The organism is Burkholderia sp. LS-044 (assembly GCF_004803625.1).
Lineage (GTDB): Bacteria > Pseudomonadota > Gammaproteobacteria > Burkholderiales > Burkholderiaceae > Burkholderia > Burkholderia cepacia.
On record NZ_SSWO01000031.1, the window covers coordinates 1 to 18,834 of the forward strand.

Genomic DNA, 18,834 nt, shown 5'->3' on the forward strand with positions numbered 1-18,834 from the left:
CTATCAGTTCCAGCCCTTCAACCTCGTTGCCTTCCATGGTGTACACGTGTCCACTTAAAAATCTGGTGGACACGATCCTCGCGGTCACGAAGCGACTGGACAAGATGACTTCACCGGGGGCTTACACTAAGGAGCTCCGCATCTGCTTTGGATTCGCAAATGATGATTCGCTTCATACTTTCAACTCCAACGATGCCACGTCGAAATCATGAATCCCCTGCTCCACGCACTTTTGGTATTTGATGTGCAGTGCATCCACGAAATTCTTCTTTCTTATACAGTGACCAATATCAGAACCGCTCCAGCACAGAATGGTTTCAGGCTTCGTGAAATTCATTAATGTTTGAGCCGGTTCCGTGTAACCACCGCTTGAGAAAATACAACCAATTATCCCACTCGGCCGCCTTGCCAACTGATTTCTTAGCTTGGCTACCGGTTCGAAATTGACATTAATCTTAGTTTTCTTTTTTACGTCCGAATAGTCCTTACACTCAATCATGGCGACGATGCCTCCCACATAAACCAAGCCGTCAATTTGCTCAACATTTGAGGCACCCATAATGTCCACGTTGTAAGGCCAACGCACCACTGCCTTACCGAGCTCGAAGCCCTTGAGAACGAGGTACTCCAGTGCCTTTCCTGGGTCCCAATCGGGAGTTGAGCAATTTTGGATTTGCTGCCATAGATTGGTCAACTCGCCCCATTTGTATGCCTTAACCCGTTCGATGTATTCCGCATCTGTCGTCATTTGTCGCCGCTCACTTATTGGAATAATTTTCAACCACCAACAACTACTGCACGAATGCGTTCTCAAATCTCATTAACCGCTGATGATATCAGCACCGGCCCCGTACTTCTATTGCGAGGACGATGAGCTAGTGGAGCTCTTGCTTGTGTGGGAACGTTTTCCGAAGGCGGAGCGCAAACTAATCAAGACGCTAATTGCCGCGAAGCGCCCAGCCAATCCCGCGGCTGCTGAGCAAGTCCTCGTTCGCTGTTGCGCCGGGCCGTCATCCCGCTAGAGTTATTACATGAGCTACGCCACTGAAAATAAAGGAAAAATCAACTCATAACTGTTAGGAACCCACCTAAACAGGCGACCTGCCGATCGCGCTCGGCATCCTCGCCGCGAACGGCCAGATCCCGGCCGACGCGCTGGCCGGCCGCGAATTCGCGGGCGAACTGTCGCTGACCGGCGCGCTGCGGCCGATGCGCGGCGCGTTCGCGATGGCGTGCGGGGTCGCGCGGGACTGGCAGGTCGCGGAAAGCGGTGCGGCTTCCGGTTCGCACGCCGGCGCGCTTTCCGGTTCGGGCAACAGTAATCAACGGGCCGCCCCCGATCCGGCCGCCGTCGCGTCAAACGCTCCCGAGCTGTACCTGCCGCTCGCCAGCGCCGCCGAGGCGGCGCTCGTGCCGGGCGTCACCGTGTTCGGTGCGCCGGACCTGCCCGCGCTGTGCGCCCACCTCGCCGGGGCGCCCGACGCCCGGCTCGCACCGGTCGCGGCGCCATGCCTCGACGGCCTGCCGGTGCCGGCCGCCCCCGATCTCGCCGACGTGGTCGGCCAGCGCGGTGCCCGCCGCGCGCTGGAAGTCGCGGCCGCGGGCGGCCATCACATGCTGATGATCGGGCCGCCGGGCGCCGGCAAGTCGATGCTGGCCGCACGGCTGCCGGGCCTCCTGCCGCCGCTGACCGACGACGAGGCGCTGACGTCGGCGGCGCTCCTCTCCGCGAGCCGCCTCGGCTTTTCACCGGCACAGTGGCGCCGGCGGCCGTTCCGGGCCCCGCATCATTCGTCGAGCGCCGCCGCGCTGGTCGGCGGCCGCAACCCGCCGCAACCGGGCGAAATCACGCTCGCCCATCTCGGCGTGCTGTTTCTCGACGAACTCCCGGAATTCGACCGGCACGTGCTCGAAATGCTGCGCGAGCCGCTGGAAGCCGGCCGCATCACGATCTCGCGCGCGGCGCAGCAGGCCGACTTCCCGGCCGCATGCCAGCTGATCGCCGCGATGAATCCCTGCCCGTGCGGCTGGCACGGCGATCCGTCCGGACGCTGCCGCTGCACGCCGGACGTCGCCGCCCGCTACCTGCGCAAGCTGTCGGGGCCGCTCGTCGATCGCATCGACATCCAGATCGACCTGCCCGCGCTGTCGCCGGCCGAACTCGCGTCGCGCGCGACGGCGCCCGGCGAGCCGAGTGCCGCGGTGGCCGCACGGGTCGCGCACGCGCGTGCGCTGCAGCTCGACCGGCAGGGCAAGACGAATCACATGCTGAGCGGCCGCGAAACCGACGATCTCTGCCGGCCGACCGACGAAGGCGAGCGGCTGCTGCGCGAGGCCGGCGAGCGTTTCGGCTGGTCGGCGCGCGCGTATTTCCGTGTGCTGAAGGTCGCACGGACGATCGCCGACCTGGCCGGCGACCCGCTGCCGACGGCCGCGCAGATCGCCGAGGCGATCCGCTACCGGCGCGCGCTCACGGCGCTGTGAGCGTCCTCGGAGGACAAAATCCGGCTGTCAAGACTTGACTTATGCACAATTCCACGAATCTGGCCCCGGATCGGGGCTCGGCGGGACCTTTGCAGCACGGAATCCGTATCTCGTTGTTTTGATTGACTTTTCACAAAACGCAAGCGAGCGACTAAATGGGCCGGAAGGCCGTCCCGCGCGGCTTGGCGGGAAATTCGGGAAACTTTTCAACAAAGTTATCCACATGCGCTGTGGATAGCCGAAAAAACCTCGCAAAATCCGGCGACTAGCGCCGAAAGTTGCGAACGAACTTTCAGTTGTCACGACGTGCCCCGGCGCCCTCGCCGCTGCCGTCAGTCGAGCTTGAACGACCCGAAAAACTGGTCGAGCTGCTCCTGGGCAAGCGGCCCGTCGGCAATCACGACGGCCTGGTACGCATGCCGGCCGCGCGCGGCAAGCCGCGCGACGATCGTCTTGCGGGCGCGATCGCCGCCGGCGGCCGCGCCCGCGATGCGCAGCTCGAGCCCGTTCACCGCGCCGCCGGCCGCAAGCGGCACCGGCACCGCAGCCGTCTGCGGCGCGCCGTCGAGGTTGCGCGACAGCCCGGTGCGCAGGAACTCGAGCGCCGCGCGGCGCGTGTCGTCGCTGTCGTCCGGCAGCGTCAGCGTGCCGACCGCGAACACCGCGCCGTCCACGTGCGCGGCCTGCATCCGCATCGGCATCGACGCGCCGCCGATCGCCACCGGCTGCTGCTCGACGGTCGGCTTCGCCGGCAGGTCGACGGTGTAGCCGGCGTCGTTGTGCAGCGTGCGCCAGTCATACGACGGCGAGCACGCGGTCAGCGCGACGCTCATGCACGCGAGCGCGGCGAAGTGTCGCAGCGGATGAAAAAGGGGGCGCAACGAATCGGTGACTTCCTTCGGCATGGCGTGGAGCGGGCAGGCAAAACGGGCATTATCCGCCGAACGTGAATTCCGGGATGCGTGGCCGCCGTCGGTGCACATCCCGCATTCGCGCTAAAATGAGCGCCGAATTTCGATGTCCTTTGCTTCGATCCGCGTCATCGACCGACTCCGAGAGCTCCAGATGAACACCACGCCTCCCGCCCGGCGCAGCGCCGGACCCGTCCGCTACATCGTCGCCGCCGCCGTCGTCGCGGCGATCGCCGTGGCCGGCTTCTTCGCGTTCAACGGCAAGTCCACCGTGCCGGACGCCACGTTCACGCTGCTGTCGGGCCAGAAGGTCTCGACCGCAGGCGACCTGAAAGGGAAGGTCTATCTCGTGAACTTCTGGGCGACGAGCTGCGCGACCTGCATGCAGGAAATGCCGCAGATGGTCGATACCTATAATCGCTTCAAGGGTCAGGGGCTGGAATTCGTCGCGGTCGCGATGAACTACGATCCGCCGATGTACGTCGCGAACTATGCGCAGACGCGCCAGTTGCCGTTCAAGGTCGCGCTCGACGACGGCAGCGTCGCGAAGCAGTTCGGCAACGTGCAGCTCACGCCGACGACCTTCGTCGTCGACAAGGACGGCAAGATCCTGAAGCGCTACGTCGGCGCACCGCAGTTCGCGGAGCTCGACGCACTGCTCAAGAAGGCACTCGACAGCAACGCGGCCTGAGCGCCGCCCGATCCGGCTCGAAGGGCCGCGCGCCGCGCCCTTCTCCGCACGACGGACCGCACGACCGGGCAACCCGGTTCTGCGGTCCGTTCGCTTTTCAGCGCTCGGTTTCGCCTTTCGCCGACAGCCCGTAGCGTTTCATCTTCTCGTACAGCGTCGCCTTGCCGACATGCAGCCGGTCGGCCGTCGCGGCAACCGCGCCGCCCGTCTGGTTCAGCGCCTCGGCGATCACCGCACGCTCGAATTGCTCGATGCGCTCCTTCAGCGTCTGCTCGTTGTCGGCGTCGCCGCCGTTCGCGCCCGTCTCCTGCGGCATGTCGGCCACGCCGAGCACGAAGCGGTCGGCCGCGTTGCGCAGCTCGCGCACGTTGCCGGGCCAGTCGCGCTGCATCAGGCTCGCGCGCTGCCGGTCGGTCAGCACCGGCGCCGGCCGCGCGTAACGCACGGCCGCATCGAGCATGAAGTGCTCGAACAGCGGCACGATGTCCTCGCGGCGCTCGGCAAGCGGCGGCAGTGCGATCGTCACGACGTTGAGCCGGTACAGCAGGTCGCGCCGGAACGTGCCGGCCGCGACGAGCTCGCTCATGTCGCCCTTCGCGGCCGCGACGACGCGGCAGTTCACGCGGATCGGCTGGTTCGAGCCGAGGCGCTCCAGCACGCCGTCCTGCAGCACGCGCAGCAGCTTCACCTGCAGCGCGAGCGGCATGCTTTCGATTTCATCGAGGAACAAGGTGCCGCCGGATGCGTACTCGAGCTTGCCGACCCGGCGCTTCGCGGCGCCGGTGAACGCGCCGGGCTCGTAGCCGAACATCTCCGATTCGAACATCGGCTCGGGCAGCGCGCCGCAGTTCACCGCGATGAACGGCTTGTCGCGACGCGGCGACAGCTCGTGCAGGCTGCGCGCGATCAGCTCCTTGCCGGCACCCGTGTCGCCGTTGATCAGCACCGACGCGTCGGTCGGCGCGACGTTCGCGATCAGCTTGCGCACCTGCTCGATCGCGGGGCTGCGGCCGATGATGCGCGGCGCGACCACGTTCTGCCCGGCCAGTTCGCGCCGCAGCGCGTGGTTCTCGAGCACGAGCTCGCGCCGCTCGAGCGCACGGCGCACCGTCTCGATCAGGCGCTCGGCCGCGAACGGTTTTTCGATGAAGTCGTACGCGCCGTCGCGCATCGCCTGCACGGCCATCGAGATGTCGCCGTGCCCCGTGACGAGAATCACGGGCACGTCGGGCACGCGCTCGCGGCACTGCGCGAGCACGTCGAGCCCGCTCGCGCCGGGCAGCCGGATGTCGCTGACGATCGCGCCGGCGGTATCCGCGACGATCGCCTTCTCGGCTGCCTCGGCCGACTCGAAGCCGGCGACGTCGAACCCCGCCAGCTGAAGGCTCTGCACGCTTGCCCGGCGAACGAGCGCATCGTCTTCGATATAGATCACTTGCAGGCGGTTGGCCATCGTACTCACTTGCTCCTGACGGGCCGCGCGGCGGCAGCGCGCGCGGCGGCGTTGATACCGATCGTGCACCGATCGGGCGGGCGGCATGGCGCGCCTAGCGCGAGCCCGCCGGCTCGGACACGGAGTCCGGATGATGCGTGCGGGCGCGCCGCAGCGTCAAGACGAACAGCGCGCCGCCCGACGGCGCGTTGCGCGCGGTCAGCGCCCCGCCCGCGTCGCTCGCGATCGACGACGAGATCGCGAGCCCGAGCCCCAGCCCGCGCCCCATTTCCTTGGTCGTGAAGAACGGCTCGAACAGGCGCGGCAGCAGGTCGGGCGCAATGCCGCAGCCGTTGTCGCGCACCTCGATCGCGAGCGTCGCCGCCGACACCCCGATCGTCACCTCGATCGCCGGCGCCGCCACGCCGGCGACCGCGTCGAGCGCGTTGCCGAGCAGGTTGATCAGCACCTGTTCGAGGCGCAGGTCCTCGCAGCGCGCGACGAGCTCGGGATAGTCGCGCGCCAGGTCGAGCGGCGCATCGTGCGCGGGCGACACGGTCGCATCCTGCAACGTCAGCGTGAGCGCGACGCCGCGCAGGCGCTCGTCGAGCAACGACAGCACGCTGCGCAGCGCGCGCACGACGAGCGCCTGCTCGTTGCGCGGCTTCGCGCGGCCGACGAACAGCTTCAGCTGGTTCGTGATCTTGCCCATCCGCTCCGTGAGCGCGGCGATCGCCTCGAGGTTCTCGCGCGCGGCCGCCTGCTCGCCGCGATCGAGCAGCACACGCGTGTTGTCCGAGAAACTGCGCAGCGCCGCGAGCGGCTGGTTCAGTTCGTGCGTAATGCCGGCCGCCATCTGGCCAAGCGCGGCGAGCTTGCTCGCCTGGATCAGTTCGTCGTGCGCGGCGCGCAGCTCCTGTTCCGCGCGGATCCGGTCGCCGACCTCCTTCTGCAGTTGCTCGTTCGCTTCCGACAGATCGGCCGTGCGCTCTTCGACGCGCCGGTTCAACTCCGCGTACGCCTGCTGCAGCAGCGCGCGGCCGCGAATCATTTCGCGCACGCGCGCGCGGCGCATCCGCCAGTAGAACGCGAGCAGCGCGACCGACACGAAGCCGAAGCCCGTGACGATCGTCGCGTTGCGCGCGTCGGCGTCGACGGGCGCGATCGGTGCCAGCGTGACGAGCAGCCAGTCGGGCTCGCCGATCCGGCGCTTGCTCGCGAGGTAGCGCGGCGCGCGCAGGCCCGCGCCGAGACGCACGATCTCCGCATCGGGGCCCAATACCTGCTCGATGCGCAGCGGCAACGGCGTGACGGGCTGCTGCGCGTACTGGCGCGTCTCGTAGATCGACGCGGCAACGGGCCCCGTCAGCGGCCGCAGCGTGTGGTACTTCCAGGCGGGCACCGACGACAGGAACACGACGCCGTGGTCGTCCGCGACGACGAGCGGCTCGGACGCATCGGCGCCCTGGAACCATTCGAGGTTGAGCTTCACGACGACGACGCCCGCGATCCTGCCGTCGCGCCACACGGGCTGCGAGATGTAGTAGCCGGGATCGCGCGAGATCGTGCCGATCCCGAAGAAGCGGCCGACCTGGCCGTTCATCGCATCGAGGAAATACGGGCGGAAGCGGTATTCGATCCCGACGAAGCTGTCGGGTGCGCGCCAGTTGCTGGCGGCGACACACAGGCCGTCCGCGCCGATCACGTAGGTGACGGTCGCGTGCGCGTGTTCGTTGAGGTCTTCGAGATAGCGGTTGACGCGTGCGGTGTAGTCGGTGCGCTTCGGCTCGGCGAGCAGGTCCTGCACGTACGGATGGCTGCCGAGCAGATAAGGCAGCGATTCGTAGCGGTCGAGCGTGCTCTTGAGCGCGTTGGTGGTGCGGTCGACGCGCACCGCGGCGTTGCGCTGCAACTCTGCGACGCCGCGCCGCCAGGTGATCGTCCACGTCAGCGTGCACGCCGCGGCGAGCGCGGCGGCAAGCACGACGAGAATGAGCAGGCGGCGCGTCACGGTCGAGGCTTCCTGGCGATGCGGATCGCCTATTGTGTCATAGGCCTCCACCCGCCCGCCCTGGCCGCCGCGGGCCGCACCGCCCGCGGGCGATGCCGCCGCCTGCTCCTTCATGACGTCAGACGCCGGCCGTCTCGGTCGGCGTGACTTCGCCGCCGCCCTTCAGCGCCTGGCGCAGCTTGTTGCGGTCGAGTTCCTTCTCCCATGCCGACACGACGACGGTCGCGACGCCGTTGCCGACGATGTTGGTCAGCGCACGGCATTCGCTCATGAAGCGGTCGATGCCGAGGATCAGCACCATGCCCGACAGCGGGATCGTCGGCACGACGGCGAGCGTCGCGGCGAGCGTGATGAAGCCCGCGCCGGTGACGCCGCTCGCGCCCTTCGACGTCAGCATCGCGACCGCGAGCAGCGTGAGCTGCTGCATCCACGTCAGTTCGATGTTGGTCGCCTGCGCGATGAACAGCACGGCCATCGTCATGTAGATGTTGGTGCCGTCGAGGTTGAACGAATAGCCGGTCGGCACGACGAGGCCGACGACCGAACGCGAGCAGCCGGCCTTCTCGAGCTTTTCCATCAGCTGCGGCAGCGCGGCTTCCGACGAGCTCGTGCCGAGCACGATCAGCAGCTCTTCCTTGATGTAGGACACGAAGCGGATGATCGAGAAGCCCGTGACGCGGGCGATCGTGCCGAGCACGACGAGCACGAACACGACCGACGTCAGGTAGAACGTGCCGATCAGCTTGAGCAGCGGCACCAGCGAGCCGACGCCGTACTTGCCGATCGTGAACGCCATCGCGCCGAACGCGCCGATCGGTGCCAGCTTCGTGACGATGTGCACGATGCCGAACAGCACGCGCGTGAGCCCGTCGATGAAGTCGGTGACGACCTTGCCGCGCTCGCCGAGGTGCGCGAGCACGCTGCCGAACAGCAGTGCGATCAGCAGGATCTGCAGGATCTCGCCCTGCGCGAACGCATCGACCATCGTGTTCGGGATGATGTGCATCAGGAAGTCGACCGTCGACTGCCCGTGCGCCTTCGCCGCGTACGACGCGACGGCCTTGCCGTCGAGCGTCGCCGGATCGATGTTGAAGCCGACGCCCGGACGCAGGATGTGCGTGGCCGCGAGGCCGAGCACCAGCGCGAAGGTCGACACGATCTCGAAGTACAGGAGTGCCTTGCCGCCGACGCGGCCCACCTTCTTCATGTCCTCCATGCCGGCGATGCCGGTGACGACCGTACAGAAGATGATCGGGCCGATGACCATCTTGATCAGCTTGATGAAGCCGTCGCCGAGCGGCTTCATGTCGGTGGCGATCGACGGGTAGAAATGGCCGAGGATCACGCCGACGATGATGGCGAAGATCACCTGCACATAGAGCACTTTGTAGAAGGGTTTCTTCTTCACGATGGTTCCTGCTGAAGTAGATGAGCCGATGGAAACGGCGTCACGCGCGCGGACGAATGTCAGGGGAAACAAATCGCCCGCGCGGCTGCCGTGCCGCAACAAGCGATGCCTCAGGACGTCCGGAGGGGGAGGAAGGCAGTGGTCATCGATTGTCTCCTTGCTTGCTGTAGTAGTTCGGCCGGGGGGTTGGCCGTGCGCTTTATATCGCAAGGTCGATGCCAGGTTTCCGTAACCCCTCAAACCGTTGTTTTCATTGTATTTCTCATAATGCGGCAGGCAAGGAAATCCGGCTTTCCGGATTTCCGGAAAATATCCGTCCGGGGATTCGGACGGATTGGCGCATTCTTCCGATGAATCAGTGCTGCACCGCCTCGCCCGCCAGCAAGCCCGTCTGCGCATAAAACTCCTGTCGCACGAACGCAGCGCGCTCGCGGCTCGATTCCACCTCCATCCTTGTTTCCCTTATCGGAGGCCCCCCGACGGGGTGAGCTTTCTCGCGGGGCCGACAGATCTGTATCGCACACCGTCAAAGCGGTAACTTTGGGCCGCTATAAACCCCGCGTTACCCCATCGGATTTCTACGTCTCGCATTCCATGCGAGACACTAGACTTGCCCTCGACAGAGTAGCCCCCTGCGTCCAAAACCACTTTGCCAGCATGACCGTTTCTCGAGTGCACGATCCACATGGGTCCAAGAGCAGTTCCCCATCCGCATGCATCCTTCGTGGTGAATAGAAATGCTTTTCCCTTGTCATCCAAATTGATGGGCTCACCTACTAAACGGCAACCTAAAGATTTGTATACAGAAAATGATCTATGAGCAGCAACCTCCCTCATCAGATCATGATTTTGATTTGTCATCCCATCATCTTCCACAGTGTGATAAACCTCCCCCGCGGTCACTGCGGAAGCATAAAATATAACAGCGATAAGCACACTCCATCTCAAAAGGACAGTCACGACTTACTCCACGATGTCTTTACATATATTACCTAATAACAAGTCAGAATACGGCATCACATCTCTTTCTGAGATTTGACGCCCACCCAAGCTTAACCCCGGTCCGTCGTGGTGAACAGCGTACGTCATCAAATACAGCTCTCGTCCCGAATAGCGAGATTTAACCATTTTCATGTTATCCAACGTGTGCCTAACGAGTGCATCTGCGTTCGCCCTTGCATCGAATCTCTGCTCGTTGGTAAGAAGACCATACGATCGCCCGGTGCGATCAACAAATTGCCCCAGGTCTGTGGTACCGCCGCTAGTCAGTTTGACTTGCCATCACGCATTGCCCACCCTGTCTAAGGCGAAGACCTTGGGCAATTCGACTGGATTTTCCTTGGCGGCGAGCACCCCCTCTAGCACAGCCAGAACATAGATCTGTGGAAAAGCGCCGTTCTTGGGACCGCTGGCCGCAAGCCATAGATTTCGAGAGTTTTTCAAATTGATAAAACCATTGGAAATGCAAGAAAACGCCACCTTTCGAAGTTTACTCAGAGCCCCCTCAACCACCCATTTAGTGGCATGACATGGCACTGATACCTGCCAAACAAAAGGATATTTTATTCGTCGCGATGCCCCCTCCAACCTCGACATGCGCACTCTAATTGAGCGCACATATTTATTAATAAAACCCATCACCTCGTCGAATTCGTCCTCATTAGCCAATACAACGACCTGAGCTTCCCATGAAATTTCGCCTTCCAAGAGATCGCGTGCAAACTCGATGAAAATTTGGCGTGCAAACCATTTACTGCGTCAGCCTACCCTTCAGGATGGGTATCTTCCCTGCGATACCGATGAGAAATCGCTCACATAAAATTGCTTTCGCCACCTTATCGATGGGGAATCATCCCATGCGCAACCCATGACCTGATAAACGTCATCAGCAGCAGAACCGTATCGCGAATCTTTAATTAATACTCTCAAATGATCAACAAATTATTTACCAAAACCCCTTATGAACGATTTACCGCCAAAGAGCCTCCCATAGGCGGCCATGGTTTGCTTGGGTTCGATCAACTTGAAGTCAGGAACGAAGTCAAGTTAGTTTCCCGGGCCTCGTTCTTGGTCGCAATCCTCTGTCCCATTCATGTACCTCTGCGCTTTCTCCGGGGAGACATCTTTTAGCCTGTCAACCTCGTTACAACGGGAGTCAGGAGTACAGGTCATTAAAGATATTTCATATACATCATCGATTGGAATGAACCCCATAGCACCAAGCAAGATCAATCTATCGTTTTTTACCTGATAACTATAACGCATCGATTGCACGTCCCCACTACCGCTTTCTATTGAAAATATTCCACCGCATTTTGTTTTAGAACGATAAAGCCTTGGCGCCTCACCAATGTATCGGTACAATCTTTTCTTCCGATCAAAAACCCAATACCACATACCGTCACCCGACCGCCCACCACCATTTGCCACTCCAAGGCCGCGCCCACCATCATCTTTTAATTCAATATCAGAATCAATACTTATAGAGTAAGCCCGATTTTCGACAATAAATTTATAGTTCTGCCTATTTTTCCCGGTAAGCATGCTAATAGAGACGCGACCTCCATCATCGCTACCACAATACTCAACCTTCACCGTAGATACAGCACCCACCGATGTTTCTATGCGAACCTCCTTCAGATCGCTATAAACACACCTCTCAGATGCAGACGATGGGGTAGAAAATATAAATGACAAAAAAATAACAATGAAAGATACTTGCAGAGCAGTCAATTTAGCCTTCATAGACACATCCCAATTCGCAACAAATTCTCCGCATCACTGAAGTGCATCGCAAATAACCTTCTTTGCCGTCTCAACCCGTGCTCGCCTTGCCGGGAACGTAGGGATATCGTAGCGATTGATCTTCATGGACACGGCATCTGAAGTCACCGCAGAGATTGTATCGGGGCTTTCAGGATCACATGCAGGGCTAATCTTTTTACCCATCCAGAACATCCCACCAACATCGATGGGGTTGTATTCATTTCCCGATTGGCGGGCCGAAATCCTCTGCGGATTATTTATCACGGCCGGGCGTATTGTTGATAGCCTCGGAGTGCTCCACCAACCATTGACACTCCACCAACTCGCGTCAAACGATGTGGCGTGCAACCAACCACGGTAAACCCAGTAGCTGGCATAGTTCGCCCGCCCGGTAATTTGCAGGCTGCCTCGCCCTCGAAATTTAATTCCATCGCCAGTCCCGCTTGGGGAGTACTCATTACCCAAGTCATTATTTATTTTTTCATAGCCTTGACTGGCCAAAAATTTCAAATAACCATCTGGCCCACGGAAATAATCAGCATCCGTTTCGTATTGGCGACTTGCAGAGGAATTTCCTTTCTCAGCCATCGTGCCTGACAGGCTGCCAGTTTCGTGCGCCATTTGCCCTATGAAATGACTTCTACGGATAGGACTTTCCCCTAGATACTTCCGCATGCAGAAATTTATCGGGATCAGAAAGCGGTCAACGTCAGCGCTTCTTGCATTCGGCAATGCTCTTGCCAGCTCAGTTTTACAAAGCCACCCGCATTTCTTGAAAACGTCGATAAACTTCATCGGATGAACGTGATAGTGCTCCTTCTCGAGTGTCAGCCCTTTCGCCACCGCGTCCTCCCAAAACGCCAAGGCATGGTGATGGCGCTTGAGCCTTTCATACGCCGGGTCGCCCAGACACATCGGGAACAGGATATTGGCGATCGGGTTCTGCCCTTCGACACCTTTCAGCCAGTCCCAGCGCTTGTCGAAGTCATCGCGCGCCCACTCGGAGGGCATCTTGACCACGCAGTAGCTCAAGCGCTCGCGCATTTCGCCGGTCTGCGCTTTAGCGTAGGCGCGAATCAGTCGACCACGATATTCGGTAGCGGCGTCGATGGCGGGGGCAGCGCCTTGCGCCACTTCGCCGGAGCCAGGCGAGTCCGGGACGGGGTGCTGCGTTGGGGAGCGGGGCTCGATCAGTTCGAGCAATTGCGTCGAGTCGCAGCGGCTATTGCCGTCGGTATCGTCATCGATAAAGGTCCAGCCCTGCCAGTGGGGAAAGTCGGCGTCGCTGTACACCTTGACACCCGCGCAGTTGAGGTCGACGAAGGCGGTCGCGTTCCCGTCGAGGGCGATCTTGCGGAAGTGCGGCAGGCGGCCCTCGTGCAGGTCCGAGGCAGCAGGCGCGTCGGGCCCAAGGATGCGTCCGAAGCGCAGCATCTCGTAGCCGGCGCTGGGGCATCCCGGGTAGGTGTCCACCGCAGTCTTGTAAAGGTTGTAGCCCCCTTTGGCCTCAGATTCGGTCCCCCTGCGCGCGCCGCCGATATCACGCGTGGTCACGGTAATATCGCCGCGCGCCTCGCTTAGGGTAACGATCAGTGCTTCCTTTGTTCGGCCGATCGGTCGCACGGTCCACTGCGCCCACACCTCGGCGGTCAGGTCATCGGGTGGCGTCGCGGCCGCGCCCCCGTAGACCGCAGGTATCCGGATAGTGCGTTGCGCGTCCGTGGGTAGTGGGAGCGGCTTCGTGGCTGACGCCATCGCAACTTGGTATGCGCCGGTGACTTTCGGCCACCACGTGCCGGCCTGCGCCTCTGTCTTGCCATTGAGCGCGAGAATGCGCGCCGGCGTTGTGCGGAAGCGTTGCGCGACGCTTTCGAGCGTGTCGTTAGCCGCACCCACGGTGGAGTTGAAGGCCCGCACCACATATTTCCGGATTTCGGTACGAGGATTGACCGAGTACAGGGGCGCGCCGGCGGGAACCACGATGTGCATGTCGCCCCAGACACAGCTGCGCCGCCCCTCGGCGACCTCCAGTTTGCCTTCGCTACGCCCCATTAACCGCTCCACGTTCGCTTTGTCTGCGACGATTTCGAAGTGGATACGGTTGGACTTGCCATAGATGTCGCCGGCCTTGCCGATGGGGTCCTTGCGATACACCTTGTCTCCGCTCTTCCAGTCCGCCTTCGCCACAGCGCTCAGGTGCTGGTAGATCGAATAGAACACCACCTCGACACCCTCGCCGATTTCGGTTCGGTGCTTGAGGATGACGACGCCGTTGCTGGTCCAGCCGGCGTAGTAGTAAAGAGGGTTGGCGTCGCGTTCTTCGCCGGTGGGCGTGGTCTTCGGTTTAGGGGCGCTGGGGCGCGCGTACACGATTTCGCCATCGGCGATTGCACGCACCGGCTCCGGATTCGCGTCGCCGCCCGGCGCCTCTAGATGCACGCCACCGTGCCAGCCGAACTGGTGACTGACGGGGAAGGCGCCTTTGCCGCTCTTTTCCCCCAGGCCGAATGTCCCGTCGTTCTGGTCGTCGGCGGTCCGCGGTTTGGGCACGCGCAAGAAAGGAAAGCTGATGAGCATAGGTGGGTTCCTGGAGGTTACTCGGAGAGCGGCAGGTCAGTCGGATCGGTGGGCTCGCCCGGCAGCAGGTTGCCGTCGATGCCGAAGCGATTGCCACGACCAATGCTGTCGCCTGTCAGCGGGCCCTTGAACCGTATCGCCACGGCGTCGAGGGTGATGCCGCAATCGTCCAGCGTGATCGTGCCGCCGGGGCCGCGCAGGCGGATTACCTCGCCGGCTTGCAACTCAACGACCTTGGTGCGATGCCGAATGGCCTGCCCCGCCTCCAACTCGGCACGCCCCTGCACGCGCTGCGTCAGATGTCCGCCGATATCCATCGTGTGGTTAGCCGCCGTCTTGTCGCGACGATGGTTGCCGACTTCCTCGGTACGGTCCTTGCCCGTGTGGATCGTGTGGTTGCGGCCGATGGTCAAGAAGTCGTCCTGGCCGATATCGTGGCGACGGTCCTGCCCGATGGTGACCTGCTCGTCATGGCCGACCGTCTCCTTGCGGTCGTTACCGATGGCGATGGTTTCGTCGTGTTCCACCTGCTCGCTGCGGTCGTTGCCGACGAACGTGGTTTCGTCGTGATTGACGTGGATGTTCTGGTCCTTCTGCGCGTGGACGTAGATTTCCTCTTGATCCTTCTCGTCCTCGAAGCGCAGTTCGTTGTAGCCCTCGCCCTTGTGCGTCTGGCTCTTGATCGTCATCCGCGTTTTGTGCCGCGGCAGTTCGTACGGCGGCAACTGCAAGCGGTTGTACGCCCGCCCGATGATGAGAGGCTGGTCCGGATCGCCATCCAGGTTGACCACGATCACTTCCTGCCCGATGCGCGGGATCGCCATGTGGCCCCAGGTCGCGCCGGCCCAGTTCTGTGCGACCTGGATCCAGCACGAGCTGTGCTCGTCGTACTTGCCCTCGCGATCCCACGGGAACTGCACCTTCACCCGGCCGTACGCGTCGGTGTAGATCTCTTCGCCTTCCGGACCCACCACGGTTGCCGGCTGCGGGCCGTCAATGCGCGGGCGCGGCAGCGGCTCGGCGCGCCACTCGGCATCGTCGGGCACCAGCGCCGCTTCGTAGCGGTAGTGCGTGCCTTGTTGCGCGTCAGCGCCCTCCTCCGCCTGGCTGGTGTATTGCTTGCCGTGATGCACGAGGCTCACCGGACGCCAGCCGCGGTTCATGTCCTCGCGCGAGTGGCCGGTAAGATCGAACGCGATGCCGGGTTGCAGGCGCGCATCATCGCCGTTCACCCACGCGATACGCGCGTCGCGACGGTGACCACGCAGGCGTTCCTGCGTGAAGGCCTTGCCGCTGGCTTCATGCTTGTAGCGGCCCGGATAGTCGTAGCGCGCGTAGCCGCGGCCCTGATGATCGAGGTCCGTCCCCTCGCGCGGGTACTCGTGCGGATAGCGTGGACTCTTGAACGTGTAGTCGCGCTGCACTTGGCGTGCGGTACGCACGTTCTCCGTATAGGCGAAGGTGCGCAAACTGGGCTGCGGCTGGTCGCCGCCGGGCGTCGGGTTATACAGCACCGGCTCCCCCTGCTGCCGGCCGAAGATGAACAGCCGGTCGCAGTGGATCAACCGATGCCCATCGGCCTTGTGCTGGAAGGCGTAGAAGAAGCCTTCCTCGCGCAAGATACGTTCGATGAAATCGTAGTCGGTGTCGCCTGCCTGCACGCAATACTCGCGCGCCAGATGCTCGCTGGTGACACGCTGCTCGTAGTCCAGCGTTTGATGGTGTGCCTTGAGCACGGCCGTGGCGATCTCCGGCACGCTCAGGGTCTGGAAAATGCGCCAGTCGGAGGACAGTTTCAGGCGTGCCAGGCGCGGCTCGACCACGGCGGAATAGCGAGTGCGTCGAAATCCCGTATCACGCTGAACAAACGACGAGATGGCGCCATGCACGTAACGCACCGGCTGCCCGCCCTGCCAAATCGTGAGCAGGCCGCTACGATCGAGCACCTCGCCAAAGTCGATGGCGGGATTCGCGCTGGCCAATTCAACCTGCAAGAGAAAGGTCTCGGACAGGCCCTCGTGCAGGGTGAACTCGACGACCTCGAATGATTCGTTGCCAGCGGTGAAGGTAAAGCGCAGGTCAGATTGGATAGCCATAGTTAAGCTGCTCGCTGAACGCCCAGCGGCAACGATTAACTATTGCGAGATCCCCGTCTATTGGACGAATCCGAAAATAGCGCTTTCCCCCGACCTGGCCCCCACCATATCCGCGGGTTACCTTGGTCCTATCCGCGACCGAGCCAGACTGCCCCGGCCACCTTGTCGCAAATTTCGCCGCTACTGGCGATTACCTCTGCGCCTCGCCCCAAAAAAGCGAAACTCCGAAAGATCTCGATCCTCGGAGTTTCACTGCCCTCAACCACGAATCAGTGCCGCACGGCCTCGCCCGCCAGCACCCCCGTCTGCGCATAAAACTCCTGCTGCGCGAACGCTGCGCGCTCGCGCCGCGCACGCTCGCCGCGATCCGCGAGCGAGCCGACGACGATCCCGACGAACGCGAGCGGCACCGACACGAGCGCGGGGTTATCGAGGAACACCGCCGCATGCGCGTGATGCAGCACGTCGACCCACACCGACTTCGACAACACCGTAAGCGTGACCGCCGACACGAGGCCGAGGCCGCCGCCGAGCACCGCGCCGCGCGTCGTCATCCCGCGCCAGAAGATCGACATCGCGAGCACCGGGAAATTCGCGCTCGCGGCCACCGCCGCGACGAGGCCGACCATGAACGCGACGTTCACGTGCTCGAACAGGATCGACAGCCCGATCGCGACCGCCGACAACGCAATCGTCGCCGCGCGCGAGATACGCATCTCGAGGCGCTCGTCGGGCTTGCCGCGCGCCCACATCTGCGCGTACAGGTCATGCGAGATCGTCGTCGCGCCGGCGAGCGTGAGGCCCGCGACCACCGCGAGGATCGTCGCGAACGTGACCGCCGCGATGAACCCGTAGAACCAGTTCCCGCCGACCGCCTGCGCGAGCTTCACCGCGACCATGTTCGAGCCGCCGAGCAGGTCGTGCGTCAGGTTGAAGGAACCGTCGGCGCCCAGCTTGAAGAATTCCGGATGCTGCGCGAGCAGCACGATCGCCGAGAAGCCGATCACGAAGGTCAGCAGGTAGAAGTAGCCGATGAAGCCGGTCGCATAGAGCACCGACTTGCGCGCCTCCTTCGCGTTCGGCACCGTGAAGAAGCGCATCAGGATGTGCGGGAAGCCGGCCGTGCCGAACATCAGCGCGATACCGAGCGACAGCGCGTTGGCGGGATCGCGGATCAGCTTGCCGGGGCCCATGATCGACAGCGCGCCCGGATGCACGGCCACCGCGCGGCGGAACATCTCGTCGACGCTGAAGCCGAATTCGGCGAGCGCGAGCAGGACGAGCAGCGTCGCGCCGCACAGCAGCAGCACGGCCTTGATCACCTGCACCCAGGTGGTCGCGGTCATCCCGCCGAAGAACACGTAGACGACCATCAGCACGCCGACGATCAGCTCGGCCGTGCCGTACGACAGCCCGAACAGCAGCTGGATCAGCTTGCCCGCGCCGACCATCTGCACGACGAGGTACAGCACGACGATGGTCAGCGAATTCGCGGACGTCAGCAGCCGGATCGGCCGCTGTGCGAAGCGGTACGCAACGACGTCGACGAACGTGAACTTGCCGAGATTGCGCAGCGGTTCGGCGATCAGGAACATCACGAACGGCCAGCCGACGAGAAAGCCGATCGAGTAGATGAGCCCGTCGAAGCCGAACATGAACACCATCCCCGACAGCCCGAGGAACGACGCGGCCGACATGTAGTCGCCCGCGATCGCGAGCCCGTTCTGCAGCCCGGTGATGCCGCCGCCGGCCGTGTAGAAGTCGCGCGTCGAGCGCGTGCGGCGCGCGGCCCAGCGCGTGAGCGCGAGCGTCGCGAACACGAACGCGAAGAACATCCCGATCGCGACCGGATTCAGTTCGACCTTGTCGGGCATCGGGCCCGCGACCGATACCGCATGCGCGGCGGAGGACACGAGGGCCGCGGGAACGGCAAGCGCGCGGAGCGCGATCGAGATGCGTCGCATGTCGGCCTCCTTCACGAACGCTGCAGGAGCGCGTCGACGCGGCGGTCGAACGCACGGTTCGCGCGCAGCACGTAACACGCGGTCAGCCCGATCGCGACCAGGATGATCGCGACGCCCGCGGCGATCCCGACCGTCGTCGTCGCGCCGCGATACAGCGGCGCCGCGAGCACGTGCGGCGCGAGCGCGACGAGCAGGATGAAGCCGTAGTACGTGGCGATCATCAGTGCCGTCAGCGTGAAGCTGAAACGGCGCCGCGCCCGCACGAGCTGCTGGTAGTCGCGGCGCGCCGTGACCGATTCGATGAAGGAAAGCTCCATGGTGTCTCCTGTCGACCCGAGTTAGCGCTTTAGCGCTTACTCGGGTCCCATGCTTCGCGGTCGACCTGAGTTGGCGCTTCAGCGCCTACTCAGGCCCCCGCAGGGCAAACCAACTCGTCATTGCGAGGGTGTTGTGTGGAATGGTCGGCGCGCGTCGACTCCCCCGCCCGCGCCGTG

At 62.9% G+C, this 18,834-nt stretch carries 12 protein-coding genes and 1 pseudogene; 2 read left to right on the forward strand and 11 right to left on the reverse strand.

What is annotated here, in order from left to right; translation table 11 throughout:
- Positions 1 to 172: 172 nt before the first annotated feature.
- Positions 173 to 748, reverse strand: coding sequence for a hypothetical protein (locus tag E9536_RS39790; protein WP_136473092.1), 576 nt, complete (start codon positions 746 to 748; stop codon positions 173 to 175).
- A 350-nt stretch (positions 749 to 1,098) separates the two neighbouring features.
- Between E9536_RS39790 and E9536_RS39795 the strand changes: the two are divergent.
- Positions 1,099 to 2,484 (forward strand): annotated as a pseudogene (locus tag E9536_RS39795) (YifB family Mg chelatase-like AAA ATPase); the annotation flags it as partial.
- 332 nt (positions 2,485 to 2,816) lie between these two features.
- On the opposite strand, the gene E9536_RS39805 reads toward E9536_RS39795, so the two are convergent.
- Positions 2,817 to 3,389, reverse strand: a complete 573-nt coding sequence (locus E9536_RS39805; RefSeq protein WP_124533055.1) for a hypothetical protein — start codon at positions 3,387 to 3,389, stop codon at positions 2,817 to 2,819.
- A gap of 160 nt (positions 3,390 to 3,549) precedes the next feature.
- Here E9536_RS39805 and E9536_RS39810 point away from each other — a divergent pair, with 160 nt between their 5' ends.
- On the forward strand, positions 3,550 to 4,086 hold the full coding sequence (locus E9536_RS39810) for a TlpA disulfide reductase family protein (RefSeq protein WP_027789046.1): 537 nt from the start codon (positions 3,550 to 3,552) through the stop codon (positions 4,084 to 4,086).
- A gap of 97 nt (positions 4,087 to 4,183) precedes the next feature.
- Here the strand turns inward: E9536_RS39810 and E9536_RS39815 are convergent, their stop codons facing one another.
- The 9 genes from E9536_RS39815 to E9536_RS39855 form a co-directional block, all read right to left on the reverse strand.
- Positions 4,184 to 5,539, reverse strand: a complete 1,356-nt coding sequence (locus E9536_RS39815; protein WP_027789045.1) for a sigma-54 dependent transcriptional regulator — start codon at positions 5,537 to 5,539, stop codon at positions 4,184 to 4,186.
- A gap of 94 nt (positions 5,540 to 5,633) precedes the next feature.
- A complete protein-coding gene (locus tag E9536_RS39820; protein ID WP_060198639.1) occupies positions 5,634 to 7,643 on the reverse strand; it encodes an ATP-binding protein in 2,010 nt (669 codons plus the stop codon).
- Positions 7,644 to 7,647: 4 nt separating this feature from the next.
- Positions 7,648 to 8,937 carry a dicarboxylate/amino acid:cation symporter gene (locus tag E9536_RS39825; RefSeq protein ID WP_059489813.1) on the reverse strand — a complete coding sequence of 430 codons (1,290 nt, stop codon included), beginning with the start codon at positions 8,935 to 8,937 and terminating at the stop codon, positions 7,648 to 7,650.
- Between the two features lie 1,281 nt (positions 8,938 to 10,218).
- Positions 10,219 to 10,644 carry a hypothetical protein gene (locus tag E9536_RS39830; protein ID WP_136473096.1) on the reverse strand — a complete coding sequence of 142 codons (426 nt, stop codon included), beginning with the start codon at positions 10,642 to 10,644 and terminating at the stop codon, positions 10,219 to 10,221.
- Positions 10,645 to 10,983: 339 nt separating this feature from the next.
- Positions 10,984 to 11,682 (reverse strand): hypothetical protein, encoded by a 699-nt coding sequence (locus E9536_RS39835; protein ID WP_136473099.1) that lies wholly within the window; start codon positions 11,680 to 11,682, stop codon positions 10,984 to 10,986.
- A 33-nt stretch (positions 11,683 to 11,715) separates the two neighbouring features.
- A complete protein-coding gene (locus E9536_RS42455; RefSeq protein WP_060348990.1) occupies positions 11,716 to 14,280 on the reverse strand; it encodes a peptidoglycan DD-metalloendopeptidase family protein in 2,565 nt (854 codons plus the stop codon).
- Positions 14,281 to 14,297: 17 nt separating this feature from the next.
- A complete protein-coding gene (gene tssI / locus E9536_RS39845) occupies positions 14,298 to 16,376 on the reverse strand; it encodes a type VI secretion system tip protein TssI/VgrG (protein WP_136473101.1) in 2,079 nt (692 codons plus the stop codon).
- Positions 16,377 to 16,645: 269 nt separating this feature from the next.
- The gene (locus E9536_RS39850; RefSeq protein WP_136473103.1) at positions 16,646 to 18,340 is read right to left on the reverse strand and encodes a cation acetate symporter; all 1,695 of its coding nucleotides are present in this window, start codon (positions 18,338 to 18,340) and stop codon (positions 16,646 to 16,648) included.
- An 11-nt stretch (positions 18,341 to 18,351) separates the two neighbouring features.
- On the reverse strand, positions 18,352 to 18,657 hold the full coding sequence (locus E9536_RS39855; protein ID WP_021157047.1) for a DUF485 domain-containing protein: 306 nt from the start codon (positions 18,655 to 18,657) through the stop codon (positions 18,352 to 18,354).
- Positions 18,658 to 18,834: the final 177 nt, after the last annotated feature.